At 67.3% G+C, this 4427-nt stretch carries 3 protein-coding genes; all 3 read left to right on the plus strand.

All coding sequences use genetic code 11. The features are described from left to right. The first annotated feature begins 262 nt into the window (after positions 1 to 262). Genes F3J10_RS34470 through thrC form a run of 3 tightly spaced genes read left to right on the plus strand, consistent with a single transcriptional unit; the run spans position 263 to position 4328 of the window. Positions 263 to 1501 (plus strand): pyridoxal phosphate-dependent aminotransferase, encoded by a 1239-nt coding sequence (locus F3J10_RS34470; protein WP_013698280.1) that lies wholly within the window; start codon positions 263 to 265, stop codon positions 1499 to 1501. Between the two features lie 45 nt (positions 1502 to 1546). Further along, complete coding sequence (locus F3J10_RS34475) at positions 1547 to 2869, plus strand: homoserine dehydrogenase (RefSeq protein WP_025097634.1); 1323 nt, start codon at positions 1547 to 1549, stop codon at positions 2867 to 2869. Positions 2870 to 2876: 7 nt separating this feature from the next. Then, the gene (gene thrC / locus F3J10_RS34480; RefSeq protein WP_025097635.1) at positions 2877 to 4328 is read left to right on the plus strand and encodes a threonine synthase; all 1452 of its coding nucleotides are present in this window, start codon (positions 2877 to 2879) and stop codon (positions 4326 to 4328) included. Positions 4329 to 4427: the final 99 nt, after the last annotated feature.

Below are 4427 nucleotides of genomic sequence, written 5' to 3' on the forward strand. Positions count from 1 at the left end.
GGGCGCGCCGCCGGCCGTGCGCGGTGCCGGTGGGCGCCGCCTGGGCCGGCGAGCCGGAATGGTGCATTGCGAAAGCGGGTGAAAATCCGCTAAATTATAACTTTTAAGTCGCCCCCGGGCGGCATTTGCGTCGCGCGTCGCCACAAGCCGCGTCCGGCCGCGCTCCCCGACCGCTTTCCTAGACAGCGCGCATCCACCCGCCGCTTTCCAGTTTCGTCCCCCTTTTCTTGCCCCGCAGGCCTTGCCCAGGAACGTGCCCGCCGTGAAACCGATTCAGAAATCCAACAAGCTGCTCAACGTCTGCTACGACATTCGCGGCCCGGTGCTCGAGCACGCCAAGCGCCTCGAGGAGGAAGGGCACAAGATCATCAAGCTGAACATCGGCAACCTGGCGCCCTTCGGCTTCGAGGCGCCCGACGAGATCATCCAGGACATGATCCGCAACCTGCCGGCTTCGTCGGGTTATTCGGATTCGAAGGGGGTGTTCTCGGCGCGCAAGGCCGTGATGCACTACACCCAGGAAAAGGGCGTGAAGGGCGTCGGCCTGGACGACATCTACATCGGCAACGGCGCCTCGGAGCTGATCGTGATGGCCACCCAGGCGCTGCTCAACAACGGCGACGAGGTGCTGCTGCCGGCGCCGGACTACCCGCTCTGGACCGCCGCCGTGAGCCTGTCGGGCGGCACGCCGGTGCACTACATGTGCGACGAGCAGAACGGCTGGATGCCCGATACCGACGACATCCGCCGCAAGATCACGCCGAACACCAAGGCGCTGGTGGTGATCAACCCGAACAACCCCACCGGCGCGCTGTATTCCGACGACCTGCTGCGCGAGCTGATCGCGATCGCGCGCGAGCACGGCCTGCTGATCTTCGCCGACGAGGTCTACGACAAGATCCTCTACGACGGCAAGACCCACACGGCGCTGGCCTCGCTCACCGAGGACGTGATCACGGTCACCTTCAACAGCCTGTCCAAGAGCTACCGCTCCTGCGGCTACCGCGCCGGCTGGATGTCCGTGGCCGGCCTGAACGGCGAGAACCGCGCGCGCGCCAAGGACTACCTGGAAGGGCTCGGGATCCTCTCGTCGATGCGGCTGTGCGCCAACGTGCCGGGCCAGTTCGCGATCCAGACCGCGCTGGGCGGCTACCAGAGCATCAACGAGCTGCTGGTGCCGAGCGGGCGCCTGTACCGCCAGCGCGAGCTCGCCTACGACATGCTGACCTCGATCCCGGGCGTGAGCTGCGTGAAGCCCGACGCGGCGCTCTACATGTTCCCGCGCCTGGACCCGAAGCTCTACCCGATCCGGAACGACCAGGAATTCATTCTCGACCTGCTGCTCAAGGAGCGCGTGCTGCTGGTGCAGGGCACCGGCTTCAACTGGCCCACCCCGGATCACTTCCGCGTGGTGTTCCTGCCGAACATCGACGATCTGACCGACTCGATCAATCGCATCGCGCGATTCCTCGACGGCTATCGCAAACGTCACGCGGCCTGAGCGGCCGCTTCCGTCTTTCAACTTCAAAACGCAACCACACGCAGCATGGAACCGATCAAAGTCGCCCTGTTGGGCTTCGGCACCGTCGGCAGCGGCACCTTCGAGGTGCTGCGCCGCAATCAGGAAGAAATCAAGCGGCGCGCCGGCCGGGGCATCGAGATCACGCGCATCGCGCTGCGCAACCCGGCCAAGGCGCAGGCCGCGCTGGGCGGCGCGAGCGTCGATCTGAGCACCGATTTCCAGGCGGTGGTCGACGATCCCTCGATCTCGATCGTCGCCGAGATGATCGGCGGCACCGGCATCGCCCGCGAGCTGGTGCTGCGCGCGATCGCCAACGGCAAGCACGTGGTGACCGCCAACAAGGCCCTGCTCGCCGTGCACGGCAGCGAGATCTTCGCGGCCGCGCGCGAGAAGGGCGTGATGGTCGCGTTCGAGGCCGCCGTGGCCGGCGGCATCCCGATCATCAAGGCGCTGCGCGAGGGCCTGACCGCCAACCGCATCCAGTACATCGCCGGCATCATCAACGGCACCACCAACTACATCCTGTCGGAGATGCGCGACCGCGGCCTGGACTTCGCCACCGCGCTGAAGGCCGCCCAGGAGCTCGGCTACGCCGAGGCCGACCCGACCTTCGACATCGAGGGCGTGGACGCCGCGCACAAGGCCACCATCATGAGCGCGATCGCGTTCGGCGTGCCGGTGCAGTTCGAGCGCGCCTACGTCGAGGGCATCAGCAAGCTGGCCGCCACCGACATTCGCTATGCCGAGGAGCTCGGCTATCGCATCAAGCTGCTGGGCATCGCGCGCCGCACCGAGGCGGGCATCGAGCTGCGCGTGCATCCCACCCTGATCCCGGAGAAACGCCTGCTGGCCAATGTCGAGGGCGCGATGAACGCGGTGGTGGTGCACGGCGACGCGGTCGGCACCACGCTCTACTACGGCAAGGGCGCCGGCGCCGAGCCGACCGCCTCGGCCGTGGTGGCCGACCTGGTCGACGTCACGCGCCTGCACACGGCCGACCCGGAACATCGCGTGCCGCATCTCGCGTTCCAGCCGGAAAGCCTGTCGAACACGCCGATCCTGCCGATCGAGGCGGTCACCAGCGGCTACTACCTGCGCCTGCGGGTGGCCGACGAAACCGGCGTGCTGGCCGACATCACGCGCATCCTGGCCGAATCGGGCATCTCGATCGACGCGCTGCTGCAGAAGGAATCGGACCAGGTCGACGGCGGCAGCGACGAAACCGACATCATCCTGATCACGCACGTGACGGTGGAGCGCAACGTGAACGCGGCGATCGCGAGCATCGAGGCGTTGCCGACGATCCGTTCCAAGGTCACGAAGCTGCGCATGGAAGCGCTCAACTGAGGACGACATGAATTACATTTCGACGCGCGGCGCCGGCATCGGCGAGCGCCATACGTTTTCGGACATCCTGCTGGGCGGCCTGGCCAAGGACGGCGGGCTCTACCTGCCGGCCGAATACCCGCGCGTGAGCGCCGGGGAACTGGCGCGCTGGCGCGAGCTGCCTTACGCGGAGCTGGCCTTCGAGGTGCTCTCCAAGTTCAGCGACGACATCCCGGCCGAGGACCTGCGCGAACTCACGCGCCGCACCTATCGCGCCGAGGTCTACGCCAACACGCGCCATGGCGAGAACGCCGCCGACATCACGCCGATCAAGACGCTCGGCAGCGAGGGCGGCACCACGCTGGCGCTGCTGGAGCTGTCGAACGGCCCGACCCTGGCGTTCAAGGACATGGCCATGCAGCTGCTCGGCAACCTGTTCGAGTACACGCTGGCCAAGCACGGCGAGACCCTCAACATCCTCGGCGCGACCTCGGGCGACACCGGCAGCGCCGCCGAATACGCGATGCGCGGCAAGGCCGGCGTGCGCGTGTTCATGCTCTCGCCGCACCGGAAGATGAGCGCGTTCCAGTCGGCGCAGATGTACAGCCTGCAGGATCCGAACATCTTCAATCTGGCCGTGGAAGGCGTGTTCGACGACGCCCAGGACATCGTCAAGGCGGTCTCGAACGACCACGCCTACAAGGCGCGCCACAAGATCGGCACGGTCAACTCGATCAATTGGGCACGGGTGGTCGCGCAGGTCGTCTACTACTTCAAGGGCTACTTCGCCGCGACCCGCAGCAACGACGAGCGCGTCTCGTTCACGGTGCCCTCGGGCAACTTCGGCAACGTCTGCGCGGGCCATATCGCGCGCATGATGGGCCTGCCGATCGAGAAGCTGGTGGTGGCCACCAACGAGAACGACGTGCTCGACGAGTTCTTCCGCACCGGCAGCTACCGCGTGCGCGGCGCCGAGCAGACCTATCACACCAGCAGCCCCAGCATGGACATCTCGAAGGCCTCCAACTTCGAGCGCTTCGTGTTCGACCTGCTGGGCCGCGATCCGGCGCGCGTGCTGCAACTGTTCCACGACGTCGAGCACAAGGGCGGCTTCGATCTCGCCGCGAGCGGCGATTTCGCGCGCGTGGCCGAGTTCGGCTTCGTCTCGGGCCGCAGCACGCACGAGGATCGCCTGGCGACGATCCGCGACGTCCACGCGCGCTACGCGACCATGATCGACACGCATACGGCCGACGGCGTGAAGGTGGCGCGCGAGCACCTGCAGCCGGGCGTGCCGATGGTGGTGCTGGAGACCGCCCAGCCGATCAAGTTCGGCGAGACGATCCGCGAGGCGCTGGGCCGCGAGGCCGAGCGTCCCGCCGCGTTCGACGGCATCGAGGCGCTGCCGCAGCGCTTCGAGGTGGTGAAGGCCGATGTGCAGCAGGTGAAGGACTTCATCGCCGCGCATACCGGCGGCTGAGGCGCCGGCCCGAGTGCCGGTGCGCGACGCGTACGAGCGGCTGTCGCCGGGGCCGGACACCGACGGCTCGATGGTCGGCACGGCGGTCGGCATGGGCAC

The sequence above is a fragment of the Burkholderia sp. Cy-637 genome (assembly GCF_011753175.1).
Classification (GTDB): domain Bacteria; phylum Pseudomonadota; class Gammaproteobacteria; order Burkholderiales; family Burkholderiaceae; genus Burkholderia; species Burkholderia gladioli.

Excerpts from the sequence above, each read along its gene's own strand:
- F3J10_RS34475 (WP_025097634.1), top strand. The coding sequence starts at position 1,547 with ATGGAACCGATCAAAGTCGCCCTGTTGGGCTTCGGCACCGTCGGCAGC.
- thrC (WP_025097635.1), top strand. The coding sequence starts at position 2,877 with ATGAATTACATTTCGACGCGCGGCGCCGGCATCGGCGAGCGCCATACG.